This is a genomic window from Lactobacillus bombicola (genome assembly GCF_900112665.1).
GTDB classification, from domain to species: domain Bacteria; phylum Bacillota; class Bacilli; order Lactobacillales; family Lactobacillaceae; genus Lactobacillus; species Lactobacillus bombicola.
In genome coordinates this window covers 95379-121068 of record NZ_FOMN01000004.1, presented here as the reverse complement: position 1 = coordinate 121068, position 25690 = coordinate 95379, and the positions used below count along the sequence as shown (strand labels likewise).

Annotated in this window: 27 protein-coding genes; 7 read left to right on the top strand and 20 right to left on the bottom strand. The window is 36.2% G+C overall.

Going from position 1 to position 25690, the window contains the following annotated elements:
* Positions 1–103 precede the first annotated feature (103 nt).
* Complete coding sequence (locus tag BM203_RS04670; RefSeq protein WP_090093148.1) at positions 104–490, bottom strand: GrpB family protein; 387 nt, start codon at positions 488–490, stop codon at positions 104–106.
* Positions 491–736: 246 nt separating this feature from the next.
* Between BM203_RS04670 and BM203_RS04665 the strand changes: the two genes are divergently transcribed.
* From BM203_RS04665 to BM203_RS04655, 3 genes are read left to right on the top strand one after another with little or no spacing between them, the layout of a single operon-like run.
* Positions 737–1501 (top strand): ABC transporter ATP-binding protein, encoded by a 765-nt coding sequence (locus BM203_RS04665; RefSeq protein ID WP_090093146.1) that lies wholly within the window; start codon positions 737–739, stop codon positions 1499–1501.
* Between the two features lies 1 nt (position 1502).
* A complete protein-coding gene (locus tag BM203_RS04660) occupies positions 1503–2237 on the top strand; it encodes an ABC transporter permease (RefSeq protein WP_090093145.1) in 735 nt (244 codons plus the stop codon).
* Positions 2237–2959 carry an antibiotic transporter permease gene (locus tag BM203_RS04655; protein WP_090093143.1) on the top strand — a complete coding sequence of 241 codons (723 nt, stop codon included), beginning with the start codon at positions 2237–2239 and terminating at the stop codon, positions 2957–2959. The genes BM203_RS04660 and BM203_RS04655 overlap by 1 nt, the downstream gene beginning before the upstream one ends.
* A 94-nt stretch (positions 2960–3053) precedes the next feature.
* On the opposite strand, the gene BM203_RS04650 is transcribed toward BM203_RS04655, so the two are convergent.
* From BM203_RS04650 to add, 3 genes are all read right to left on the bottom strand, one after another.
* Complete coding sequence (locus BM203_RS04650) at positions 3054–4961, bottom strand: copper-translocating P-type ATPase (protein ID WP_090093142.1); 1908 nt, start codon at positions 4959–4961, stop codon at positions 3054–3056.
* A gap of 18 nt (positions 4962–4979) precedes the next feature.
* A complete protein-coding gene (locus BM203_RS04645) occupies positions 4980–5351 on the bottom strand; it encodes a cupredoxin domain-containing protein (RefSeq protein ID WP_090093140.1) in 372 nt (123 codons plus the stop codon).
* Positions 5352–5481: 130 nt separating this feature from the next.
* Positions 5482–6507: an adenosine deaminase gene (add, locus tag BM203_RS04640; RefSeq protein WP_090093139.1), complete on the bottom strand. Its 1026-nt coding sequence runs from the start codon at positions 6505–6507 to the stop codon at positions 5482–5484.
* 294 nt (positions 6508–6801) lie between these two features.
* Between add and guaB the strand changes: the two genes are divergently transcribed.
* The gene (gene guaB, locus BM203_RS04635) at positions 6802–7947 is read left to right on the top strand and encodes an IMP dehydrogenase (protein WP_090093137.1); all 1146 of its coding nucleotides are present in this window, start codon (positions 6802–6804) and stop codon (positions 7945–7947) included.
* 122 nt (positions 7948–8069) lie between these two features.
* On the opposite strand, the gene BM203_RS04630 is transcribed toward guaB, so the two are convergent.
* From BM203_RS04630 to murB, 8 genes are all read right to left on the bottom strand, one after another.
* Complete coding sequence (locus tag BM203_RS04630) at positions 8070–8789, bottom strand: hypothetical protein (RefSeq protein WP_090093135.1); 720 nt, start codon at positions 8787–8789, stop codon at positions 8070–8072.
* Positions 8790–8815: 26 nt separating this feature from the next.
* On the bottom strand, positions 8816–9253 hold the full coding sequence (locus BM203_RS04625) for a CopY/TcrY family copper transport repressor (RefSeq protein ID WP_090093134.1): 438 nt from the start codon (positions 9251–9253) through the stop codon (positions 8816–8818).
* A 24-nt stretch (positions 9254–9277) separates the two neighbouring features.
* Positions 9278–10093 carry a Cof-type HAD-IIB family hydrolase gene (locus BM203_RS04620; protein WP_090093250.1) on the bottom strand — a complete coding sequence of 272 codons (816 nt, stop codon included), beginning with the start codon at positions 10091–10093 and terminating at the stop codon, positions 9278–9280.
* Positions 10094–10183: 90 nt separating this feature from the next.
* Positions 10184–11995, bottom strand: a complete 1812-nt coding sequence (glmS, locus tag BM203_RS04615) for a glutamine--fructose-6-phosphate transaminase (isomerizing) (RefSeq protein ID WP_090093132.1) — start codon at positions 11993–11995, stop codon at positions 10184–10186.
* Positions 11996–12212: 217 nt separating this feature from the next.
* The gene (gene glmM / locus BM203_RS04610; RefSeq protein ID WP_090093131.1) at positions 12213–13562 is read right to left on the bottom strand and encodes a phosphoglucosamine mutase; all 1350 of its coding nucleotides are present in this window, start codon (positions 13560–13562) and stop codon (positions 12213–12215) included.
* 24 nt (positions 13563–13586) lie between these two features.
* Positions 13587–14564 (bottom strand): CdaR family protein, encoded by a 978-nt coding sequence (locus tag BM203_RS04605; protein WP_090093129.1) that lies wholly within the window; start codon positions 14562–14564, stop codon positions 13587–13589.
* Positions 14561–15406, bottom strand: a complete 846-nt coding sequence (cdaA, locus tag BM203_RS04600; RefSeq protein WP_090093127.1) for a diadenylate cyclase CdaA — start codon at positions 15404–15406, stop codon at positions 14561–14563. Before cdaA ends, BM203_RS04605 begins: the two co-directional genes overlap by 4 nt.
* A 34-nt stretch (positions 15407–15440) precedes the next feature.
* Positions 15441–16340, bottom strand: coding sequence for a UDP-N-acetylmuramate dehydrogenase (gene murB / locus BM203_RS04595; protein ID WP_090093126.1), 900 nt, complete (start codon positions 16338–16340; stop codon positions 15441–15443).
* 97 nt (positions 16341–16437) lie between these two features.
* On the opposite strand from murB, the gene BM203_RS04590 reads away from it, so the two are divergent.
* Entirely contained in the window at positions 16438–16971 is a 534-nt protein-coding gene (locus BM203_RS04590) for a 3'-5' exonuclease (protein WP_090093124.1), read from the top strand.
* Between the two features lie 92 nt (positions 16972–17063).
* Here BM203_RS04590 and tsaE read toward each other — a convergent pair whose 3' ends face one another.
* Genes tsaE through BM203_RS04575 form a run of 3 tightly spaced genes read right to left on the bottom strand, consistent with a single transcriptional unit; the run spans position 17064 to position 19240 of the window.
* Positions 17064–17546 (bottom strand): tRNA (adenosine(37)-N6)-threonylcarbamoyltransferase complex ATPase subunit type 1 TsaE, encoded by a 483-nt coding sequence (gene tsaE / locus BM203_RS04585; RefSeq protein ID WP_090093123.1) that lies wholly within the window; start codon positions 17544–17546, stop codon positions 17064–17066.
* A gap of 1 nt (position 17547) precedes the next feature.
* Complete coding sequence (gene pta, locus BM203_RS04580) at positions 17548–18534, bottom strand: phosphate acetyltransferase (RefSeq protein WP_090093121.1); 987 nt, start codon at positions 18532–18534, stop codon at positions 17548–17550.
* A gap of 10 nt (positions 18535–18544) precedes the next feature.
* Positions 18545–19240, bottom strand: a complete 696-nt coding sequence (locus tag BM203_RS04575) for a uracil-DNA glycosylase (RefSeq protein ID WP_090093120.1) — start codon at positions 19238–19240, stop codon at positions 18545–18547.
* Between the two features lie 160 nt (positions 19241–19400).
* On the opposite strand from BM203_RS04575, the gene BM203_RS04570 reads away from it, so the two are divergent.
* Positions 19401–20276 (top strand): Cof-type HAD-IIB family hydrolase, encoded by an 876-nt coding sequence (locus tag BM203_RS04570; RefSeq protein ID WP_090093118.1) that lies wholly within the window; start codon positions 19401–19403, stop codon positions 20274–20276.
* 8 nt (positions 20277–20284) lie between these two features.
* Positions 20285–20806: an LURP-one-related/scramblase family protein gene (locus BM203_RS04565; protein WP_090093116.1), complete on the top strand. Its 522-nt coding sequence runs from the start codon at positions 20285–20287 to the stop codon at positions 20804–20806.
* Between the two features lie 182 nt (positions 20807–20988).
* Here BM203_RS04565 and BM203_RS04560 read toward each other — a convergent pair whose 3' ends face one another.
* The 5 genes from BM203_RS04560 to gap form a co-directional block, all read right to left on the bottom strand.
* Positions 20989–21645, bottom strand: a complete 657-nt coding sequence (locus BM203_RS04560) for a hypothetical protein (RefSeq protein ID WP_090093115.1) — start codon at positions 21643–21645, stop codon at positions 20989–20991.
* 244 nt (positions 21646–21889) lie between these two features.
* Positions 21890–22201: a YxeA family protein gene (locus BM203_RS04555; RefSeq protein ID WP_090093113.1), complete on the bottom strand. Its 312-nt coding sequence runs from the start codon at positions 22199–22201 to the stop codon at positions 21890–21892.
* 326 nt (positions 22202–22527) lie between these two features.
* On the bottom strand, positions 22528–23283 hold the full coding sequence (tpiA, locus tag BM203_RS04550; RefSeq protein ID WP_090093112.1) for a triose-phosphate isomerase: 756 nt from the start codon (positions 23281–23283) through the stop codon (positions 22528–22530).
* Between the two features lie 22 nt (positions 23284–23305).
* A complete protein-coding gene (locus BM203_RS04545) occupies positions 23306–24517 on the bottom strand; it encodes a phosphoglycerate kinase (protein ID WP_090093110.1) in 1212 nt (403 codons plus the stop codon).
* A 99-nt stretch (positions 24518–24616) separates the two neighbouring features.
* Entirely contained in the window at positions 24617–25633 is a 1017-nt protein-coding gene (gap, locus tag BM203_RS04540; RefSeq protein WP_090093108.1) for a type I glyceraldehyde-3-phosphate dehydrogenase, read from the bottom strand.
* Between the last annotated feature and the right edge of the window lie 57 nt (positions 25634–25690).

The following is a 25690-nucleotide window of genomic DNA, read 5'->3' as shown; positions in this document are numbered from 1 at the left end:
TTCTTACAATTATTAATTGCTCGTTGCTTAATTTTATATATCAATGGTCCCTTTGCATCAGCATAATCCTGCACCGTTGGCCAGCACCGGGTTGCTAGTTTTTTTAAAACTCTTGATATTTTAACCGATCGGTATCATTTTTTCTTAACCAATCACGAAAGAGGATTAAGTCTTTAGCTTCTTGACTACCCGGACCATATACATGAAGATGTACAGCAGGATCAATGCCAAGAAACATTCGATGCTCTTGAAATTCCGGCTCCCGAATTCGTAAAATATAACCAGCTTGTTGCAATTGCAGAGCGTAACTTGCTTCAGCACTAGGATGAGGAACAACCAATAAAATATCAATAATGGGCTTAGACATAAGTCCCGTAACGGCAGTAGAACCAATATGCTCAATTTTTAAAGCCGTCGAACCTAAAGCTTGTTGAATTTTTTCCTTTTCAGTTTGAAAAATACTGGGCCAGTTATTGTTATATTTAACCAACTTAACCGACTGATTTTGTTTAACTTGACCAACTGTTACTTGTTATAAATATTTTAGAGATGTCATTTTCTACCCTTAAAATAAAAAACTAATTAATTTAAATAGTCAAATAATATTTTTATGTTATAATGTTAACAAAGCTTTAATGTAAATCAACAAAAGATCTCCAACTTAACCTGTAAAATCATGATGTCACCCTTCCTTAATAGTGACACTTAAATTTACACTAATTTTGGAGAATTTATTTTGAAAAATATCTTAGAAGTAAAACATTTAAAAAAGATTTATCATAACAAGCAGGAAGAATTTCATGCTCTAGAAGATATCTCTTTTAACATTAAAAAAGGACAAATCATTTCATTACTTGGTCCTAATGGTGCTGGTAAAACAACGATTGTTTCAATTATTGGCGGCTATTTACTGCCAACCCAGGGACAAGTATTGCTTAATGGGCAAAATATTATTGGCACAACCCATCACCCGCATATAGGTGTCTCTTTTGGCGGTGAGCTCGGTTTTTACCATCGAGCAACTGCCGCCCAAAATCTGGCTTTTTTTGCCGATTTGGCGCGAGTGCCATACCGCCAGCAAAAAATTGAAATCACTCGCGTACTAGAAATTGTTAATTTAAGCAATGTGGCAAAGAAAAAAGTCGGGCAATTTTCTAAAGGTATGACGCAGCGGCTGCATATTGCGCGCGCACTCTTAGGTAACCCACAACTGCTTCTGCTCGATGAACCAACTAGCGGACTCGATGTCGAAATTGCTAAAAGCATTCGCGATACAATTAAAAATCTGGCAGATCTGGGAATCAGTATTTTACTAACCAGCCATACCATGTCTGAAGTAGAAGCTTTAGCTGACCAAATTATCTTAATTGGTGCTGGGCGCATTTTTTCTACTGGAACAGTTGAAGACATTGTTAAAGAGTCACAGGTGAGCCATATCGACCGCCCTGCGACCTTAGAAGAATCATACTTAGCCTTAGCACCAGAATTGCGGAGGAAATAAAATGAGATTTGTCCGCCTGTTTTGGTTCCATTTTAAAGAATATTTGTCAGATCAATATTTTGTCACTTTGACTTTGACGAGTACCCTGTCCATCTTTTTGGTGCAATATACGCTCGCCTATGCCAATCATCAATTAACCAACACTAGTGTATGGTTACAAAGTGCAATCTTTGGCATGTGGTCTTCTTGTACCACTGCTGCTGGCAGTATCGGCTTTGAAAGATACAAGGGAACTTTACCTTATTTAATTAATAACGCTTACGATGAACGCTTGTCTTTAATTGCTTTATTATTACCAGCTTCAACCTATGGCTTAGCAGCTTTTCCGCTAGCATGGTTGCTTGCCCAACTTTTAGGGGTTACAACTGACGCAATTACTTTCAAGTTTAGTTTAACTGTTATTTTATTATGGCTAGCCATGGCAACTATGGGAATTTTTATTGCCTCTTTCTTTACCCTCACTCCCAATGCCATTACTTATGAAAGTTTGATTGGTATACCACTTGTTCTACTTTCGGGTCTCTTTGGCAATCCTAATTTTTTGCGGCCATTTATAAAAATCGCCCAGTGGTTTATTCCCATGACAACTCCAATAGCCACTTTAACTGGCACTAGTTCAACCTTTAATTGGTCGGCTTATTTTTCTAGTTTAATAATTTGGTTTTTTTTAATAATTTTAATGGTTAAAAAAATTAACCAGTTAGCACGTAAGAAAGGAGAATTAAATTTAATCTAATGCTTAAAACACAATTTTCATCATTATCATTTTTGGCAAATTGGCGCACTATCCTAGTTTACTTTTTTATCACACCTTTTGTTGACATGATCCTTTTAGTTTTAATTGATATGCAATATACCGGTCACTTTAACTGGTCCATCGCTTTAGCATCAATTGCCATTGATGCCACTAATCTTTCAATGACGACCATGACCCAATCACTAATTACCGATGCCAACTTAGGAATTGACTACGAAATGATTGCCCAACGGCCTTTTAGCTTACGTTACTGGACAAATAAAGTTTTCGTAGCCTTGATAGCTGGCTTTATTCTAGCAACATCTAACTTAACCCTGGCCCTAATTTTTGGTGCCCCACTGGTAATTATTAATCGCACTATCCTAGTCTTACCCTTACTATGTTTATTTGGCATAATTTTAGGCTTTACTGCCTGGGCCATTAGTTGGGAAATGAATGACCCATATTTTCTGTCAAATCTGATCAGTTCGGTAATGAGTTTAGTTGCCGGAATTTTAGTAGTTATTTCGGCCTATCCCAAATGGCTAGAAAAAATTGCGCTACTCTTCCCTTTTTATGGTCCTATTAATTTAATTAAGTTTAAATATGCCGATTTAAGCAGTAGTCTTTTAGTTACCCTAATTTGGTTAACAATTGGAATTATAACTTATATCATACAAAGCAAACATGTGTTAAAGACCAGACATCATAAATATAATTAAGCAAATTATTACTTTTTCTAACTTAAGCTAAAAAATGGCTCAAATAAAAAGCGGCTACTTTAACAGTATCCGCTTTTTATTATCACTTAAGTATTTATATTTTACTTTTACCTAATAAAACCGAGCTAATAACAACTGATAATGAACTAAAGGCCATTGCCAAACCAGCAATTTCTGGACTTAAAATCAAACCAACTCCAGCAAAAACGCCAGCGGCAATTGGAATACCTATAATATTATAAATAAAGGCCCAAAACAGGTTAAGCTTAATTCGCTGAAAAGTCTTCCGGCTCAGTTTTAATGCACGTACCACTGCTGTCAAATCATTATTCATTAAAACAATACCACCAGCATCTATTGCCACATCTGTACCGGATCCCATTGCAATTCCAACATTTGCTTGTGTTAATGCGGGCGCATCATTAATCCCATCACCCACAAAAGCCACATAATGTTTTTCTTGTAATTTTTTAATAACATCTGACTTATCGGTGGGTAAGACACCAGCGATTACCCGCTTTATGCCGACTTGCTCGGCAATTGACTGTGCTACTTTTTGATTATCACCAGTTAACATTACGGTTTGCAAACCCATTTGTTTAAGCTCGCTAATCGCTTCTTTTGCGTTCTTTTTTGGCGCATCTTGAATTGCAATTAAGCCAATGACTTCATTTTGAACTGAAACAGCAACAACCGTTTTAGCTGCTGTCTCTAATCTCTCTGCCTCATTGGCCAAACTTACAGAAATTTTCAAATTAGCAGCAGATACTAATTTGCCAATGTAGACAGATTCAGTCCCAATTTTCCCACAAACGCCGCGTCCCTCTAGAACCTGAAAGTCACTAACAACTGCAGGTACTATCTTTTCTTTGTTGGCATAGGTAATAATTGCAGCCGCCAGTGGGTGTTCCGATAACTTTTCTAATCCAGCAGCAATTGGCACTACCTGTTGCTTGTTACCAATTAGATCAGTTACTTCAGGTTTGCCTTCGGTTAACGTGCCAGTTTTATCAAAAACCATTGTTCCAATATGATTAACAGCTTCAAGAATTTCACCATTTTTGATCAAAATTCCCATCTTGGTTCCTCGGCCAGTTCCAACCATTAAAGCAGTTGGCGTAGCTAAGCCTAGGGCACAGGGACAGGCAATTACCATTACACTAACGGCATAATTAAGTGCAGTTGGAATGGCTTGTCCTAAGAAGACATTCCAAACAACAAAAGTAGCAATAGCAATAATTAATACAGTTGGTACAAAAATATTGGCAACTTTATCTGTCAATTTTTGTATTGGAGCATGACTACTTTGTGCCTTTTTGACGATTGCAATAATTTGAGCAAGCATTGTATCATTACCAACTTTTTCAGCTGTAAAAACAAACGAGCCTGTTTGGTTGATTGTTGCTCCGATTACCTGGTCACCAACTGTCTTTGTCACAGGCATGCTTTCACCTGTTATCATTGACTCATCAATATTTGATGAACCTGAAATTATCTTTCCATCAACCGGAATTTTTTCACCAGGCTTTACCTGGATTAAATCATTTTTAACGACTTGACTAACGGGAATTTGAATAAAATCTTGCCCACGCTTAACAAGAGCATTTTTTGCATTTAAGTTAATTAGTTTACTTATAGCGCTAGAAGCATTGCTACGCATTTTTTCTTCTAACACTTGACCTAGTAAAACGAATGTAATAACAAAAGCGGCCGTTTCAAAGAAAACCGGTCGCTTCGTCAACATTGCATAAACACTATAAATGTAAGTCGTTAATGTCCCAAGCGCAACCAATGTATCCATGTTGGCATGATGCTTTAAAAAAGCAGCCCAAGCACTTGTAATAAATTGACCAGCAGCAAGAAACATAATAATGCTTGTAAGCACAAACATTGTCCAATTACCACCTGGGAGCATCCAACCCGTGAAGGGATGAATGATCATTTCTAACAACATTGGTATTGATAGGATTAACGATGTCCAAAATCGTGTTGTAATTTTCATATTAAATCTCCCGCAAATTTACTTTACAATAACTTTGCCATGAAACATATTCATACTGCATTGCCAATTGTACTCACCAGATTTGGTTGTATCTATCTTAACTGATTCAACTTTTCCTTCAGGCAATTCTTGATTAATTCCCAAATCGGAGAAGATTACATGATCAAGACAACTAGCAGAATCAAGTCGCTTAAAGTTTAATGTTGCAGGTATCCCACGCTTCAAAATCACTTTTTCGGGAAAGTATCCGCCCTTGACAGCAATATCAACACTTTGCTTATTCTTAAATACTTTAGCCATTTTTGTTTGCACTGTATGCTTTCCAAAAAACCACCATGCAATAAAAGCGATTCCTGCTAGACCAGTTATTAAAATAATAATTTTAGCCATGATATACTCTCCTTAGTAAAAGTCGTATTTACATTTGTAAACTAAGTTAAATATACCGGATATGATGACAAATGTAAACAAAATTGCTTATAAAAAAGGCTATTCTTAGTTAGAATAACCTTTTTTAGCTTTAACCTAAGTTTTGTAAATAAGCATCAATCTGTTGCAAATAGCTAGTTTTAGCTTCAGGACTAATCCACGCACTCTGGAAAGAATTCCGAGCTATTTGTACAATCTCATCTTCACCCCAACCACATTTTTGACCAAACTTGTAATAAACGTCATTAATATAATTGCCGCCCTTATATGAAGGATCATCAGAATTAAGACTGATTACAGCACCTTTAGCAAACAATTCCATAATAGCCTTTTGCTCCATATCCTTACGAGTATAATAATAAGCAATTGGACAAGCGGTAATCCCAATTTGTTGACTAATTAAATATTCCATTAAATCGGCATTTTGCACTATACTCATACCATGGTCGAGCCGATCAACTTCAATAATTTCAAGAGCTTGCTTAACATGCTCAACCGAGTCAACTTGCTTAGGGTCACAATGCATGGTCAAAAAATATCCTTGTCGCTGTGCCTCATCAAAGACAGTCATAAATTTTAAAGGCGGATTATGGTGTTCAGCTGAATCAAGCCCCACCCCAATAATCCAACCTTTTTCATGATATGGTTTAGCTGATGCTAAGGTTTCCCATGCCGATTGTTTGGAAAGCTCACGTAAAAAACACATGACTAATTGCGTATCAACTCCTAAAGCTTGCGCATCCACAATTGCGGCGTGAATTCCCTCGATCACAGTTTCAAAAGCAATCCCCCTAGTAGTATGGGCTTGAGGATCAAAAAACAACTCAACATGTTTAACATTACTTTGAGCCATCTTTTGTAAAAAGGACCAAGTTACTTCATAAAAGTCTTGTTCAGTACGCAAAACTTTCATACCTCGGTAATAGGCCTTCAAGAATTCCGTTAGACCATAACCATAGCTATGATCTATATCAGCCGGTGACTTAGCTTGAATATCAATTTGATTACGTTGCGCACAGGTAAATTCTAATTCTGGTTCAAGCGTTCCTTCAATATGAACATGTAGTTCGGCTTTAGGTAAACCAGCAATAAATTCACGGGTCAATTCTTTATTCATTTGTTCCTCTTTCTTTTTCTTAAATTTATTATTTATACCTAAATAAGCACTATAAATAATTGCTTTTCAGCAAATATAATCAACTTAACACAAGAAATATAACTACTTATTTTTAACTTAAAAAAATAATATCACTTCGCTTAAATGTTTACAATAAAAATAAAAACTATTTTTTTGTTCGGATTACATAAAAAATTTAATTTTATTAAAAATTAACACTTGACCGCCATGCAATTCCCTAGTAAAGTGTAATCAATTTAACTTTAATAATTCTAAGTAAGGAGAGTGCACTAAATGTCAAATTGGTCAACGAAATTTAATAAAGAAGGTTTAACCTTTGATGACGTCTTATTAATCCCCGCTGAAAGTCACGTTCTACCTAATGAGGTTGATCTTCACACGCAACTAGCACCAAATATTAAGCTAAACATTCCTATTATTAGCGCCGGAATGGATACTGTAACAGAAGGTGCCATGGCAATCGCAATTGCTTTACAAGGTGGGTTGGGAGTCATTCATAAGAACATGTCAATTACAGCTCAAGCCAGTGAAGTTGCCAATGTTAAAAATGTCGTTGTCCCAAATAATTTTACTAAAGCAGCCATTGATCAAAACAATCATCTGCTAGTAGCTGCTGCCGTTGGAGTTACTAGTGATACCTTTGAACGCGCTACTGCTTTACTTGAAAATGGCGCTGATGCAATTGTTATTGATACCGCCCATGGGCATTCAGCAGGTGTTCTTCGTAAAATCAAAGAAATTAGAGAGCATTTCCCTCAAGCTACTTTAATCGCTGGCAATATTGCAACTGGTGATGCAACCAGATCCCTCTTTGATGCAGGTGTTGATGTTGTTAAAGTAGGAATTGGCCCTGGCTCAATCTGTACTACTCGGGTAGTCGCTGGGGTTGGCGTACCCCAAATCACTGCTATTTACGATGCGGCTACTGCAGCGCAAGAATATCATAAACCAATCATTGCAGATGGTGGTATGCAATATTCTGGCGATATTGTTAAGGCCCTAGCCGCAGGTGGAAATGCGGTAATGCTTGGCAGTATGCTTTCAGGTACAACTGAAGCACCGGGGGAAATTTTTGAAAGTAATGGGCAAAAATATAAAGCATACCGCGGGATGGGTTCAGTTAGTGCAATGGCCCAATCTCATGGCTCATCTGACCGTTATTTCCAAGGTGGTGTTAACGAAGCTAATAAACTCGTGCCAGAAGGAGTGGAAGCTCGGGTTGCCTATAAAGGCGATGTTTCAGACATTATTTTTCAAATTCTTGGGGGCTTACGTTCAGGTATGGGCTACGTTGGTGCTGCTTCAATCACTGATTTACGGGAAAATTCACAATTTATACGTATTACTAATGCCGGACTACGTGAATCTCACCCCCATGATGTCCAAATTACTAAAAAAGCTCCAAATTATACTAAGTAATTATTGCTAATTTAAGTTAGACCCGCACAAATAGCCTAAATTTGAATTTTTTAAAAACGCAACAAAATAACCGCTAGTCTTTAAGACTAGCGGTTATTTATCTAATTAATCATTTAACATTTTTAATTATCATGTCCATTTTTTTTCGTAATTTTCAAAATTGGTGGCCAGAGAATCAGAGCAACCAACCCGATGGCTAAGCCTAACCAAAGTGCAGACGAAGTGATTAACGTGATACCATGATATTGCATTTGTAAATTATGCAAAACATTATTACTGTAGAACTGTAAGGCTCCAAAAGAGCCAACAGTAGCTAACAAAATAGCAATTGATGCCCACCATTTACCAAATAAAACAAGGATAATAGCAATTGCAAAGAGAATAATCAAACCAAAAAAGCAATAATGAAAGATAGCAATAGTTTGGTTAACATCTTTTTTATTTTTTTTAAGGTTATCATTAATGTTATTTATAATTACATAATTTACTGCTTCTTGTACTTTGTTATTAGCTGGTAGAGCTAAATTTTTTGCGGTTAACTCTCCATTTTCGCGATAGGTAACACTAAGGTTATACATACTAACATAAGATATATTTTGATGGTATTTGCGCGGCAATTGTTCTAGAATTTTATCTTCTACGCCCAATTCCTTAGCCAACCGATATGTACCTTTAAAACTATCATTATCTGATTGGTCAATACTCTTTTGAATAAGTGTTTTAGCCATTTGCGGGACATTAGGTACAGCCATAATTACTGGACTTTCCAGTAACAAAAATCCTGATACACATAACAAAACAGTAAATACCAAACGCATTAAAATACTGCCAAACCTTCTCATTTATAACCTCCTAATTATTAATTTGATTAACAATTGTGTTGACCTGAAGCTAAACAATTACAAGGAACCATTTTAGGTGCATGGGCTTTTTTTAAAATAAGCTCATTTTCAATAGTTGCAATATCACTTTGAGATAGGGGCAGCCCTTTTAGTATTTCAATCAATACCTGACCCTTATGCATATCACACATATGATCCATTAATTGGTTAGTCACCTTAATCATCATTTCAATTTGACTAACTGTCGCCGAATAAGCAAACCGTCGCCCATCTTTGCGCGTTTGTAGTAAGCCCTTCTTGACCAAACGTCCCATTAAAGTCTTGATTGTTGATTCTGACCAATGCTTTTTTGTTTGCAGTTGTTCAATCACGTCACCAGTATGAGTCTCACCAAGGGTCCAAATAATCCGCATTACTTCCCACTCAGCTTCTGAAACATTATGTTCTATCTTTTTTTCTACCATAATAATCAACTCTACTTTATTTTACTACAAAACAAATTTTTTTATTGCTTTAGCAATTCCATTATGATTATTATCATCAGTTACATAATCAGCTTTATCCTTAATTAATTCGATAGCATTACCCATCGCTATTTTTTTAAAGTTGGGGTTAGAAAACATTGAAATATCATTACCCTGGTCGCCAAAAATCATCACGTCTTTTTGCTGAATTTTAAGGCGATCAGCTAATTGGATTAAAGCATTACCCTTAGAAGCAATCTTATCATTGATTTCAATGATTTCTGCAAAACTTCTTACTACATCGTACTTCTTAAATACCCATTCAGGAATATTATTCCATAGCTTGTCCATTTCTTGAAGATCATCAATTAAACTGAAACCAATCTTGTTAAAAGAAAAAGCTTGCGGAATTTCTTCTGGTCGTCTAATTTTAATCATATTGTTAGTAACTGCACCGTTATTTGCCAAGTTAGTTCCTATATCACGATCACAAGTCCAAAAGCAATCAGGCGTTTCAAAATGTAAATTCACATGAGCTAAACGTTGTAAACGTAACATATTAGTAAAATCTTGATAGCCCATCTTTTGATTCATTAAAATGTTACCAGCTAAGTCTTGAATTACTGCACCATTAAAAACAATGTCATATTGGTCTTTTCCCATTAATTCTAATTGTCGATTATAGGGCATTGCACCAGATAAAGGACGACCTGTTGCTAAAACAACTTTAATTCCCTGACGACTTACCTGCTTTAATACTCTCTCAGTTTCAGGCAAGATTTGATTATTACTTGTGAGCAGAGTTCCATCCAAATCAACTGCAATTATTTTAATTGCCAAAATTTTTTCCTCCCACTTTTTAGCATTATTAGCTTCATTATACAAAAAGTCGTAATTACTTACGACCTTTTCTTTTTATTTAGATATACTTTATTCTACGGTAACACTTTTAGCTAAGTTTCTTGGTTTATCAACATCTAGTCCTTTTATTTTAGAAGTATAGTAGGCAAATAACTGTGCCGCTACAACAGAAATAAGTGGACTTAAATAATAATTAAGATTAGTCAAAACGATATCATCATTAGCTTTAGCCAAACTTTGACTAGCAATAGTAATTACTTTTGCCCCTCTGGCAATAACTTCTTGAATGTTTCCGCGCATTAAATCTGCAGTTAATGGATCATTGATTAATGCAATTACCGGCGTACCGGGTTCAATTAATGAAATCGTACCGTGCTTTAATTCTGCAGCTGCAAAACCTTCTGTTTGAATATACGAAACTTCTTTTAATTTTAATGCTGCTTCTAAAGCAACAGGGTAATCAATTCCCCGTCCAATATAAAATGCATTACGCGATGATACTAAATATTTTTGGGCTAGTTGAGCAATTTTATCTTGGGTCGAAAGAACCTGCTCAATTCCTTGAGCAGCCAAGGCAAGGTTTTCTTTTAACAAGAAATCTTTCGCTCTTTTTTTAGCTAACTTCTCACCTACAGCCTTAGCCAAAATGGCTTCAACTGTAATTTGGGCAATGTAAGCTTTAGTTGAAGCTACTGCAATTTCTGGCCCCGCCTCAAGCGACATTGCATAATTAGCTTCACGGGCTAGAGTTGAATTGGGAACATTAGTCAAAGTTAAACAAGGAATTTTATGCTTTATTGCTTCCTGCAAAACCACCCGAGAATCAGCCGTTTCTCCAGATTGCGAAAGAAAAATAAAGAAAGGATGCTGCGATAAGATTGGAAAATGATATCCTGCTTCTGAAGCAAAAGCAACTTCGGTCGGTATCTCTGTCAATTCTTCAATAATTTCTTTGCCAACTAGACCTGCATGATAACTTGTACCTGCAGCAAAAATATAAATACGATCAGCACGAGATAGACCAGTGGTAATTTTCGGATCAACTTGAGGTGTACCAGCCTGATCGAGATAAGTTTGTGCCAAATGATGTAAAACAGTTGGTTGTTCACAAATTTCTTTTAACATATAAAATTCGTAAGTTCCCTTACTTGCAGCATTAGGGTCAATATTAACTTGATATGACTGATGTGCCACCGCTTTTCCATCAAGTGTTTCTAATTTATAGTTATTTTTAGTAATATCACCAACTTCACCATCTTGGATATCAATAAAAGTTTTTGTTTGATCCAAAACTGAAAGAGCATCTGAAGCTATAATATTAAAATTATGGCCTAAACCTAACATTAACGGCGACTTGTTTTTAGCGATATAGATATGATCAGGATATTTATTATCAACTAATAAAATTGCATATGAACCCCTAATTAAATTCAAAGCTTGTTTTAGTGCACTAAAGGTATCTAACTCCTGTTCTTGAACAATTTTACTGATTAATTGAACCATAACTTCAGTATCCGTATTTGATTTAAAAATTACATTTTTTAAGTATTTATCTTTTATTTCCTGATAATTTTCAATTACCCCATTGTGAACCATATAAAAGCGTTTCATTTGATCAAATTGAGGATGAGCATTGTTATCAGTAGGTTCGCCATGTGTAGCCCAGCGAGTGTGCCCAATTCCTACTAATCCTTGCTCTTTTGTTTGCATTTGCTCTTTTAAATTTTGAATTCTACCGGTAGTCTTAGTCAAATATTCATTACCCGCCAAATCATTCAAATAGATTCCGGCAGAATCATAGCCGCGGTACTCTAACTTAGTTAGACCATTTAGCACGATTTCTTTTGCTTCTTTACCTACGAGACCAACAATTCCACACATATTATTCTCCTTTGGTATATTTAATTTTGTTAAATTGGTTTTGTTTAAATATTAGTTGTAACAAAAGGAATAATAGCCTTTTTATTAAAGATGGTCAAGTTAAATTATCTAAATTGGTATATACTAAATGCAATATTTTTATATTAATCTAAAAATAAAAAGCAGATCAAACACATTTTCTCAGTGTTTGGTCTGCTTTTTTATCACTTTATAAAATTTAAATACCCATCTCTTTTTCAACTACATCAGTAATTTGCTTTACATAAGCATCGGTTATTTCCTGTGTTGGACCTTCAGCCATTACCCGTAATAATGATTGTGTGCCAGAAGGACGAACCACTACCCGGCCATCTCCCTGCATATCTGCTTCAACTTTCTTAATTACATCAACAATCGCTTGATGATTTTCCCAACTATGTTTATCAGTAACTGGAACATTTACTAGACATTGAGGATAGTCTTTAAAGTCTTTTAATAACTCAGTCAGTAACTTACCCGTTTTTTTCATTACTAGCATTAACTGTAACCCAGTTAGCATCCCATCCCCAGTATTATGATAATCACTCATAATTACATGACCAGATTGTTCACCACCTAAGTTATAGCCATGCTTTCTCATTTCCTCGGAAACATAGCGATCTCCAACTTGCGTACGTACATTCTTAATACCATGTTTTTCTAAAGCTTTTGTAAATCCCAAGTTGCTCATTACAGTAGTCACAATTGTATCATCTTTTAAGCGCCCACTATCTTCCATGTAAGTACCTAAAATGTACATAATGTGATCACCATCAACTTCGTGACCATTTTCATCTACAGCAATACAGCGATCAGCATCGCCATCAAAGGCCAAGCCTAATTGAGCCTTTTGCTTAACCACTTCTTCTTGTAATTTTTCAGTATGTGTGGCACCAACATGGTCATTAATATTTAAGCCATTAGGATGAGTAGCAATGGTGGTAAAGTCAACACCGCAATCAGCAAATAAGCGTGAGATTAAACTACTTGCCGCTCCGTTAGCGCCATCAATAACTACTTTAATACCGTTGAGATCTTCAGGAATAGTATTTTCAATAAACTGCAGATATTTGGCACTACCTTCATGAAAATCAGTTACCGAACCTAGTCCTGTAGCTGATGGACGTGGTAAGGCATCTTTTTCATTATCAATTAATTTTTCAATTTCTTCCTCCATCTCATCGGATAATTTTAGACCATCACTACCAAAAAATTTAATACCATTATCTTCAGCTGGATTATGCGAGGCTGAAATTTGAATGCCAGCATCAGCTCCTTGCGCTCTAACTAAATATGATAGACCTGGAGTAGTAATTACACCAACTTTTAATACTTCAATTCCCACTGAAAGTAATCCTGAAATCAAAGCATATTCAAGCATTTGTCCGGAAGCCCGAGTGTCTCTTGAAACTAAGACTTTCGCCTGTTCATTTTTAGTATTCTTAGTTAAGATGTAACCCCCATCACGCCCTAGTTTAAATGCCAGCTCAGGAGATAAATCTCGATTAGCTACGCCACGAACACCATCTGTACCAAAATATTTCAACATTTTATAAACAACCTTCCTTATCCATTATTTACCTTTAATTTTTTCATTATTCGTATTCTCGACTTTTAGATCCACACTAATTTGACTCGGATCAGCCTTCACTATACCTTGAGGCAATTTTAACTTTACTAACTTAGTCGTTGAACTGTTAATCTTGCTTAAATCAAGCGGTACTTTCAAGTGTTTCACTTTAGTCAAAGCCTCTTCGGTCCCAAACAAAGTAACATAATTACTTCTAGTACTAATCGAGTATAATTTATTTTGCTTTTCATGCATTGGTTGTAATTCAACTTTTACCATTTTTTGAGCAATTGTGATTGGAATTATTACCTTAGCCGTTGCCGGTTCGATGACTACGTTGAGTTGGCGTCCTTTATGATCTTCAGCAATCAAACTGACTTGCCGTTCAAAGGTATGATCAATACCATTAGGTAAAACTACTTTAGCTATTATTTGATCAATCTGGTCAACTTCACTACGAGCACCGGTTACTTCAGCTTCTTGTGGGTAAATGTTAACATCCCCTAACCTATATCCACGAGCGACTGCCCCTTTATTATACTCTGTTTGTATAGGCATTGTGGTAGATTTTCGTCGTTGAATATTCACATTTACTGTTTTAGGATTAACAGAATATGATACCTGTTTACTCATTCCAGTAATCTTTATTTTAACCGTATGCCGACCAATATTTTTATTAGTCAAATCAATATATGCCCGAAAGTTTTGAGTATTGACCATTGATGTAACTAAAGCCGTCGAACCTTCTAAAGTAACACTAACTTTTTCAGGATAACCAATCACATAATACTTATCAGTGTCAACCGAAACTTGCAAAGGAACTTTAATAGTTTGCGTTTTATTAGCAGTTTGTTTAGTCCGTTCAGGCTGCCCCTGTGTCCAAAATCCACTTTGAGTATAATTTACATAAATCACCAGTAAAATAGCAATTAAAAGTGAGACTAAACGAATGAACCATGCTTTGCGCCAAAATTCTTTCATCGGTCGGCACCCCATTTCCAAATTTTACGTAAAGCCTTTTGATACCATTTTTCATTATTATTTTTCTTGGGAACAAGCGCGGCAGTTAAATACTTCATATACTCATCCCGACTAATATCCAAAAGTAGCCGCCCATTACGAGTAATAGTTACGCCACCGGTTTCTTCAGATACTACAATCGTAATTGCATCAGTTACTTCCGAAATACCTACAGCAGCTCTGTGTCTAGTACCAAGTCTTTTAGGAATCATCGTACTATCTGATAAAGGTAAATAAGCCGCTGCGACCGCAATTTCATGGTCTTGATTAATAATCACTGCCCCATCATGTAGTGGAGTATTAGGAATAAAAATATTAATTAATAATTCACCTGTAACACGAGCATCTAAATTAATTCCTGTTTCGATATAATCATCAAGCCCAGTCTCTTGTTGCAAGGTAATTAAGGCACCAATCCGCCTTTTGGACATGTACTGGATAGCCTTATCAAGTTCATTAATAAACCTAAGCGATTCATTACGCTCGCTATCTTCGCGCTCACCAAAAATTGGTAATCGTCCTAAATGCTCAAGTCCACGACGTATTTCAGGTTGAAAAATAATAATGATACCAATGACTGACCAAGAAACAATTTGATCTATCAACCACGTTGTCGTGTGCAGCTGTAAAACACCTGCGATAATGCGGACAATAAAAATTAAGACGATACCCTTGGCTAGTTGAACTGCCTTAGTACCCCTGATTAAGATAACCAAATGATAAACTAAGAACCAAATGATTAATACGTCAAGAATAATTGACAAGTTATTCCAAGTAAAGATGTTGCTAACATTAAAATTCATCTCTGCTCCTTTCCACTATTAGAGATTTACTTTTTTATTCAGTGGGTTTTCCAATTATTCTAACTTCAGTTTGTAAATCCAGCTTAAACTTTTCTTTAATTACACGTTGAATCAAGTGAATTAAATTCAAATAATCAGTAGCAGTGGCATTGCCTTTATTTACAATAAAACCAGCATGTTTCATGGAATCTTGTGCCCCCCCAATTTGCTTACCTTGTAAGCCAGCTTCAATAATCATTGGGCCCACAAAATGACCTTTTGGTCGTTTGAAAACACTACCACATGACGGATACTCTAGTGGCTGTTTATACTTACGCAAGGCATTTAAATAATTCATATCAGCTAAAATTTTACTTTTAGTTTCCCTTTTTAAAGTAAAATCTGCAGCTATTACGATATCACCATTTTCCTGAATAAGTGAGTGTCGGTAAGCAAATTTCATTTCTTCATTAGAATATACTTTAAACTCACCTTTGCGTGTCAAAACTTTTACATTTTTCACTACTGCACAAGTTTCTCCACCATAGGCTCCTGCATTCATAAAGACAGCTCCGCCTACACTACCAGGAATCCCAGCGGCAAACTCTAGCCCACTTAAACCATGTTCAGCTGCGGTAAAAGCAGTATCAATTATACGTGCACCAGCTTGAGCTGATACTTGCTTATCTGCAACCTTAATTTGGTTCATTTTAGTTAAAATAACCACTAAACCATCTATTCCGCCATCACGGATAATTAAATTAGATGCATTACCAATTACTGTTAAGGGTATCTCATTCTCAAATGTATAGCGTACTAGTTCCTTTAATTCAGTTATAGTTTGCGGAAAAGCTAAATATTCTGCTGGACCACCTGTTTTAGTAAAAGTATATTTGCTTAGCGGAACTTGTTTCTTAATTTTAGTTCCTGCTTGTTCTATATTAAATAACTCCAACGTTAAAATCCCCTTTATAATACTTTTTCTATTTTACCGCATTAAGGCATTTGCTTCACTCTATGTTATACTAAAATTAATTATTTAAGGAGAAAAAATGAATTTTATTGCTATGGATTTTGAAACTGCCAATCGGCAGCCTGAAAGTGCTTGTTCCCTAGCACTTGTAATGGTGCGAGATAATAAAATTATCGACCGCTTTTATACCTTGATTAATCCACAAATGCCATTTGACAGTCGTAATATTCAAGTACATGATATTACCGCAGATGAAGTAAAAACGGCACCAACAATGGCTGAAGTTTGGCCTCAAATTAAAGACTTATACCAACCTGGCATGTTAGTGTGTGCACATAACGCTCGTTTCGATACTAATGTCATGCGTAAAAGCTTAGCACGTTATGATATTACCGAACCGCATTATTTCGTTCTTGATACACTTAAAACTAGTAAGTTATTTGAGCCTGATTTGCCAAACCATAAATTGGATACTGTAGCTAAAGCACTTCAAGTTGAACTATGGCATCATCACAATGCCTTAAGCGACAGTGAAGCTTGTGCGGGAATTTTGATTGCCCAAAATAAGCAATTTGGTGACGAGGCACTTAAGAATTTAGTTGAACAAGTATAAAGGCTAGAAATCGGCCATATTTAAAAGAGTTAGCACTGACCAATGCTAACTCTTTTTACTAATAAAATATTTTAAAGCTAAAAATTTAAGCTTCAGCTAATGGATTTAAGCTGCACTAAAATATCCGCTAACCATTGTTTAGCACGCTCACCCTGCACTTCAAATTCAACCGTTCTTTTAGTCGAATCCCACTGATCATCAACACGGCGGATAGTCAATTGCAAAGCATACTCTGGTAATTGCGCTTTAATCACTTGGGGCCATTCAATCACAACTAAGCCAGGTTCAGCTAGATAACTATTTAGATCAATTGAGGACAAATCGTCGTTTTCTAAACGGTAAAAATCCATATGAAAAAGGGGCAGACATGCCTCGCGATATTCCCGAACAATTGTAAAAGTTGGGCTCTTTACTGGTCGCTTAATTCCAAGAGTACGACCGATTCCTTGCGTTAACGTCGTTTTGCCTGCACCCAAATCACCTTTTAAAAGCAAGAGATCATGTGGCTTAGTTGTTAGAGCGATAGCTGCACCGATTTTATTCATTTCAGCTGCCGAATTTACAGTTAATTTCATCTTACTCACCCTCTGCACTTACTTGAGCAGCAGTTAATATTGCCATATTATATATATCTTGACTACTAGCACCTCTTGAAAGGTCATTAATGGGTTGCGCAATTCCTTGCAAAATTGGTCCTATTGCTGTGAAATTTCCTAACCGCTGCGTCATTTTATAAGCAATATTACCTGACTGTAATTCTGGGAAAATAAAGATATTAGCTCGCCCTTTAAGCGGAGATGTCGGCGCTTTTTTTCTAGCCACTTCAGGTACAAAGGCTGCATCAAATTGCAATTCCCCATCAGCAAGAACATTGGGGTGATTGTGAACAAATATTTGATAAGCCTCCGCTACGCGGTCAACCATAGTCCCCTTAGCTGAACCTTTAGTTGAAAAACTTAAAAAAGCTACCCGGGGTTCAAGGTCAATCATACGAGCAGTGGCAACTGACTGATAGGCAATTTCAGCTAGGGTTTTACTATCAGGTTCAGGATTAATCGCACAATCTGCAAAAATATATCTTTCTGCTCCACGTTCCATAATAAAGCTACCAGAAACTCGCTTCATCCCTGCAGCTGTATGAATTAATTGTAGAGCTGGTCGGACAGTATCGGCTGTAGAATGAGCAACTCCAGAAACCATTCCATCAGCTTTACCTAATTTGACTAGCATTGTTGCATAATAATTAGCATCATTCAGTGCTCGTAACACATCGGCCTCAGCCACCTCTTTACCGCGAGCAGCAATGAAGGCTGGTACTAATTCACTAATTGCTGAATCATGCTGATAATCAATAATTTTTGGTTGCGGATAAGTTAACTTGCTACTCCTAATAGTAGTCATAATCTTTTGGGGATTACCTAATAAGATTGGCTCAACAATTGATCCCGCAGCTAATTTACTGGCTGCTTCCAGAACCTTTTGCTCATTTCCTTCAGGAAACACTAAGCGATATTTTACGCCCGTTTTTTTTAATTTGTCTTCTAATAATGTAAAAATACTCATTTTTCATTCCTTATGCTAAGTCTATCTGTTTAATTTCTGCGGGTAGCTGCCAATCAATGGGACCTGTCCCAAATTTTTTCAAAGCAGCATTACAACGTGAAAATGGTCGGGACCCAAAAAAGCCACGGCTAGCTGACAATGGGCTAGGGTGAGCTGATTTAATCACAAAATTACGATTTTGGTCAATTAAATTAATCTTATTTTGAGCGTATCTTCCCCATAAAATGAAGACCACTTTTCCGCGATCACTAAGTGCTTTAATTGCTGCATCAGTCACCTGCTCCCAACCTTTACCTTGATGACCATTTGCCTGACCCAAAGGCACGGTTAGAACGGCATTAAGCAGTAAAACACCTTGATCAGCCCATTTTTTTAAATAACCATGATTAACTGGCGCACAGCCAACATCATCATACAATTCACGGTAAATATTAACCAATGATGGCGGTAACGAGATGCCAGGCATTACGGCAAAACTCAGACCAGTTGCTTGACCAGGGTTATGATATGGATCTTGACCAAGAATTACTACTTTAGTTTTAGTAAAAGGGGTTAATTTAAAAGCGGTAAAAATATGGTACATATCTGGAAAAATTTGCCTAGTTGCATACTCTACTTTTAAAAATTCATGCAGCTTATGATATTCATTACTAGCAAATACTGGAGCTAAGACTTGATCCCAGTCATTGCCGATATATTTTTTCATTCTGTAAAACGTCCTCGCTTTCATTAGCTTTTATGGTATCATGAAATTAATTGTTATTGAAAAGAAGCTGAATAATTTTAGCGCTTCTTTAGCAAATATAATCTTAATAGACAGAATATTTATTACCTTATAGAATTATTAGGAAGGGGAACATTTAACCTTGATTAAATTAGTAGCTTGTGACCTTGACGGAACACTATTCAATAGTAGTTTAGACATTTCCGCCGAAAATATTGCCGCAATTAAAGCAGCCCAACAAAATAATATTGAATTTTTAATAGCAACTGGCCGCTCACCTAAACAATCACGTCAAGCAATTAGAAAATATGGGTTACAGACCGGTTTTATCAATATTAATGGCGCCTTAGTCTATGATGCTAATGACCAATTACAAGTCAAACATGCCCTTCCTCAATCAAAGGCTAAGCAAATTGCCGCTATTTTAGAACGACATCAACTTTATTATGAACTTGTAACTGCCGATCAAATTTATTCTACGGACACGAGCCAGCGGATTGCTAATTTAGCACGATCATTGATGCAATTAAACGCTGAACTAACTTTTAAAAAGGCCGTAGCAATTGCTGCTGGGAGTAATGCGATGTTAAGCATGAAATTTGTAGCTAATTTTGCCAAACTTTTAAATGATCCGCAAATCGAAGTCATGAAAATTATTTCTTTTAATGCTAATGGGCAACAGGCATTTACGCAAGCCAAACAAGAAATTGCTGCCTTAGGCGGCCTAGCAATTACTTCTAGCGGTCCCGTCAATATTGAAATCAATGATGTTCACGCACAAAAAGGACCAGCTTTACTTGATTATGCCCACAAGAAAAAAATCAAGCGGGAAGAAGTTGCAGCTATTGGAGATAATCTAAACGATTTAAGTATGATTCGTGATGCAGGCGTCGGTGTAGCAATGGGCAATGCGGTTTCTAAAATTAAAGAAATAGCCCAAGTAACTACTAAATCAAATGATGATCATGGTGTCGGTTATATATTAAGGAAGTTTATTAGCGCAAATGCTAAGGAATAGGAGTCGTTATGCGCTATTTATTGGAACTCAATCAACGACAAGAATATGGGCAAATTCCTGTCGCCAATGAAAATGGCAAAATTCGCTACATTATTGAAGGTAACTTGAATAATCCTAATCATACCCTATATTTAAAAACGGTAAATGGAACAGAAATTGGCCGCTTATATGCTGATGGTAATGGGTTAATCTCCTCTTTTACAATTGATGTGGTCAATCATTCGCTGGTTAAGGTCAAGCACCTGAATAATAGCCTGGCCAATCTTTTTTATATTACAAGGTTAAATTACCTTGTCACTGGTAATATCAAAAATGGGCGTTATAAATTTTTAACTGGCGTTAAAAAAATTGCTACTGTTCAAACCACTATGGTTAAAATCGGCGTGGTGCTAACTTGTAAAATTTCACGTCCAGAAGACGTCCCCTTTATCCTCTTATGCGCAACCCTTTTTACTCAATGGCACACAACTCCCTTACGCTTGCCTACCTTTCCACCAATTGGTCCGCGGTATAATGTGAATTTTAACTAATTTACCGCTACAAATAAAATTAGCTCCATTACAATTTCCGCTCCACAGAGTTACTAAAAATAGGAGCGGATTTGTTTTACTTTCAATTACTTAATAAATATTTTATCTTTGGTTTCTTATAATTCGCACAAACAAAAAGGGTCTTACTTAGTAGTAAGACCCTAAATAACTATTTAACTAACTTATTTGTTTTTTGATCTAAGCAAAACCCATTTACTATATTCCATATTCTTAAATTGGTGCTTACCATACTTATCAGCTAATTCCTTAGTACGGAAATATTGTTGGGTAGCTGCACCAACATGTGGATTAGCTTCAAAAATAACAGTTTCCTTTTTGCCATTAAGTTTTTCAGTTCTAGCCGCAAAAGCAAAACCATTATCAATTGACTTTTTACCAACTGGAGTAACAATAATCCAGTCAATACCGTTTACCTTCTTTTTACTTACACGAACGTACTTATTTAATTCTTTAGCATTCTTAGCTTGCCAATCAGCAGACATTTGCCATGGATACTTATTAGTCCCCTTTAATTTTGCACTTGTAACTGCTTTAGCATATTCACCACTTCTTGGTGACCCTAATCCATTTTTATGAAAATCTAATGGCTCCATCCGTAAAAGATCATTACTATACCATTTACCAGCCCACTCTTTAGGGAAGGTATATGACTTACCAAAGGCAACTTTAACTGATTTAGCTTGTTTACTTGGCTTAACCGTCTTAGCTTGCTCAGCAGCCGCATGAGATGTTTGGACTTGCGTAGCACCTAGGCTAGTAGCAGTAGAAACACCAATTGCAGCAGCTGCCAATACAGTTAAAATTTTATTACTTTTCATTTTTTATCTCCTAATAAACTTTTATTATTCTTAGGATTATACCACAGGTAATTTGCGATACAAGCTAATTGGACCACAAAATTTAGATGTAAGGTTATAGTAAACAAACGGTCATATTAGTAATCAAAAAGATACAATAAAATTACTGGCATTCATAACCTAATTTGCTTAATAACAGTCATAGTACGCCCTTTTACTTCTTGGACCTATTAAAGACAATATTCACTATAGTATCTTTAGTTATTCATTCCATAGGCATTTGTTTTCCTGCAATATAGTCAACTAGTTTGACATACTGCCCTTTATGTTGAATCGCAATGTACTCTTTTGAGGCATCATAGCCACCAACAAAGTTTAATTTGTAAGGTAACTTCTTGCCTAATTTATTAACAGCTTGAACATTATAATATTTTTGTGTGTTTTTAGGCACCTGAGCATAAGAAATTTCCGTTTTTAGTAAAGGGTTAAAATAATCAGTATATTTATTATGAATTAAAAATGGAAAAGTCAATAAAACAGCTAAAGTAGCAATCATTGAAAAAAATATTTTTTTCATTTTCAAACCTTACTTTTATTAATTTTTATTTTTTTATTATTTAATTTAATCATATAATCACATTATTACCAAACATTTGGACCATGTGGTGCCACCATAATTATGGCTACTTAATTAAAGCCTGTTAATATAGTATTTTATTAAAAAGAAATTTATCATTATTGAGGCCTTGGTTGCACCTTGCAAGCAGCAACTTTATAAAAAAATTAAAAAAAGGAAGTAAAAATATACTTTACTATCTATACTAATTACTTTATTATTACCCAGTATTTCAATAAAAAAACAGCTATTACACTATGCAATAGCTGTTTTTTAGATTTTATAACTTAGTCTTGGTAATTAACTAAGTCTAAGTATGAATCTGATTTTAAGCTGGCTCCGCCAACTAAACCACCATCAATATTTGGTTTAGCCATTAATTCCTTAACGTTAGCAGGATTAACTGAACCACCATATTGAATGCGAACATTTTCAGCAGTTTCATTATCATATAGATCTCTAACTGTATCGCGAATGGTTTTACACATTTCTTCAGCTTGATCTGATGTTGCAGTTTTACCAGTACCAATAGCCCAAATTGGCTCATAAGCAATTACCAAGCTTGAAACTTGGTCTGCAGTCAAACCATTTAAGGCAGCCTTAATTTGACCAACAACCCATTCTTCTTGCTGATTAGCTTCACGCTTTTCAAGTGATTCACCACAACAAAGAATTGGGGTAATGTTATTGGCAAATAATGCTTTGGCCTTCTTGTTAATATCTTCATCAGTTTCGTGGAAATAATCCCGACGTTCTGAATGCCCAATAATGCAGTAGTTAATACCCATTTCTTTGAGTACTTTAGGTGAAGTTTCACCCGTAAAAGCACCTTCATTTTCAAAGTAGGCATTTTCTGCACCAATCTGTAAATCAGAACCTTGGGCTGCTTTTTGTAAAGCATCAAGGTCTACAGCTGGAGCACAGATTAAGGATTCAACTTTACTTGCTTGGGGTAACTTATCCTTAACAGCAGTCGCAAATGCAACAGCTTGTTCAGGATTCATATTCAACTTCCAGTTACCAGCAATAATTGGTGTACGCATATCTTAAATTCCTTTCTAAGAACTATTTATCTGAAATGCAGACAATTCCAGGTAATTCCTTACCTTCAAGGTATTCAAGTGAGGCTCCACCACCGGTTGAAATGTGGGTAATCTTAGGAGCAATACCTAATTGTTTAGCAGCTGCAGTTGAGTCACCACCACCAATAATCGTAGTGGCATCAGTTAATTCTGCTAATGACTTACCAACTTCTAAAGTACCTTCAGCAAAGTTTGGCATTTCAAAGGCACCCATTGGTCCATTCCAAACAACTGTTTTAGCATCTTTTAAGATGTCTTTGAACTTCTCAACACTCTTAGGACCAATATCAAGTCCCATCATGTTGTCAGGAATATCATCACCAACAACTTCACGAGCAGCATCATTTGAAAATTCAGTTGCAGCTAAGTTATCAACTGGTAATACAATCTTACCATCAGCATCGTTTAGCAATTGCTTAGCCAAGTCAACCTTATCTGGCTCAAATAATGACTTACCAATGTTATGACCTTGAGCTGCTAAGAAGGTATAAGCCATCCCACCACCAATTAAAATGTGGTCTGACTTTGGAATTAAATTGGTAATAACATCAATCTTGTCAGAAACTTTAGCTCCACCTAAGATAGTTACAAATGGGTGAACCGGATTAGCTACGGCATCACCTAAGAATTTAATTTCTTTTTCCATTAAGTAACCAGCTGCTGCAGGCTTGCCAGCTTTCTTCATAGCTTCGGCAATACCAACGTTTGAAGCATGGCTTCTGTGCGCAGTACCAAAAGCATCGTTTACGTACATGTCGCCAAGAGATGCCCAATATTCACCAAGAGCGGGATCATTCTTACTTTCACGCTTGCCAAAGTCGTTATCAATGTCTTGGAAACGTGTATTTTCAAGAACTACAACATCGCCATCTTGCATATTGTTAATTGCATTTTCAACTTCTTGACCTTCATTTTCAGGTACAAAGGTTACTGGCTTCTTCAATAATTCACTTAAACGTTCAGCAATTGGCTTAAGTGACAATTCTTTTTTATCATCAGCAGTCTTTACTCGGCCTAAGTGACTAAGTAAGATAGCCTTACCACCATTATCAATAATATAATTGATGGTAGGAAGGGCGGCAACAATACGGTTGTCATCACCAATCACACCGTCTTTAATTGGCACATTGAAATCAACACGAACTAAAACCTTTTTATCTTTTACATCAAGGTCTGAAACAATTAATTTAGCCATCTATATCCTCCGATAACTTAATTATTTTAATGATAAGAAAAAAGACGGAAGGAAGAATTTCCCTCCGCCTTCTCTTTTACTACTTAATTAATTTAAAAATTAAAGAGTAGCAAATTTCAACAAAGTACGAACCATTTGGCAAGTGAATGAGTATTCATTGTCGTACCAAGCAACAGTCTTAACTAATTGGTTGTCACCAGCAGTGGTTACCATAGTTTGAGTTGGGTCAAAGATTGAACCAGCAGTCATACCAACGATATCACTTGAAACAACTTCATCATCGTTGTAAGCAAATGAGTCACTTTCGTATTTCTTCATTGCTGAGTTAACTTCATCAGCAGTTACATTCTTGTCAAGAATTGAAACTAATTCAGTTAATGAACCGTCAGTAACTGGAACACGTTGTGCGTGACCGTTAACTTTGCCGTTCAATTCTGGAACAACAAGACCAATAGCCTTAGCAGCACCAGTTGAATGAGGAATAATGTTAACAGCAGCAGCACGGGCAGCACGCTTGTTACCACCACGAACAGGTCCATCCAAAAGCATTTGAGTTGAAGTGTAAGCGTGGATAGTAGTCATAGTAGCTACTTTAACACCAAATTCTTTTTGCAATGCATCAACCATTGGTGCTAATGAGTTAGTAGTACATGAACCAGCTGAAACAATAGTGTCGCTAGCATCTAAAGTGTCATCGTTTACTGCGTAAACAATAGTCTTCAAGTCGTTGCCAGCAGGAGCTGAAATCAAGACTCTCTTGGCACCAGCATCAAGGTGAGCTTGTGACTTAGCCTTGCTGGTGTAGAAACCAGTACATTCAAGAACGAAGTCAACACCATCGTTCTTAACCCATGGAATGTTTTGAGCTTGTGGCTCAGCGTATACACGGTAGTTTTTACCATCAACAACGATTGAATCTTCAGTAGCTGAAACTTCGTGGTTGAAAGTACCATGAGTTGAGTCATACTTCAATAAGTGAGCCAAAAGTGCTGGAGTAGTCAAGTCGTTAATAGCAACAACTTCAATATCCTTTGACTTTTCGCCTAAATCCATAATGCGACGAAATGCTAAACGACCAATACGGCCAAAGCCGTTAATACCAATTTTAACTGTCATATTCTAAAGTCCTCCTTAGGAACTATGTAAGAACTACATACATCTTTTATTTTAAAC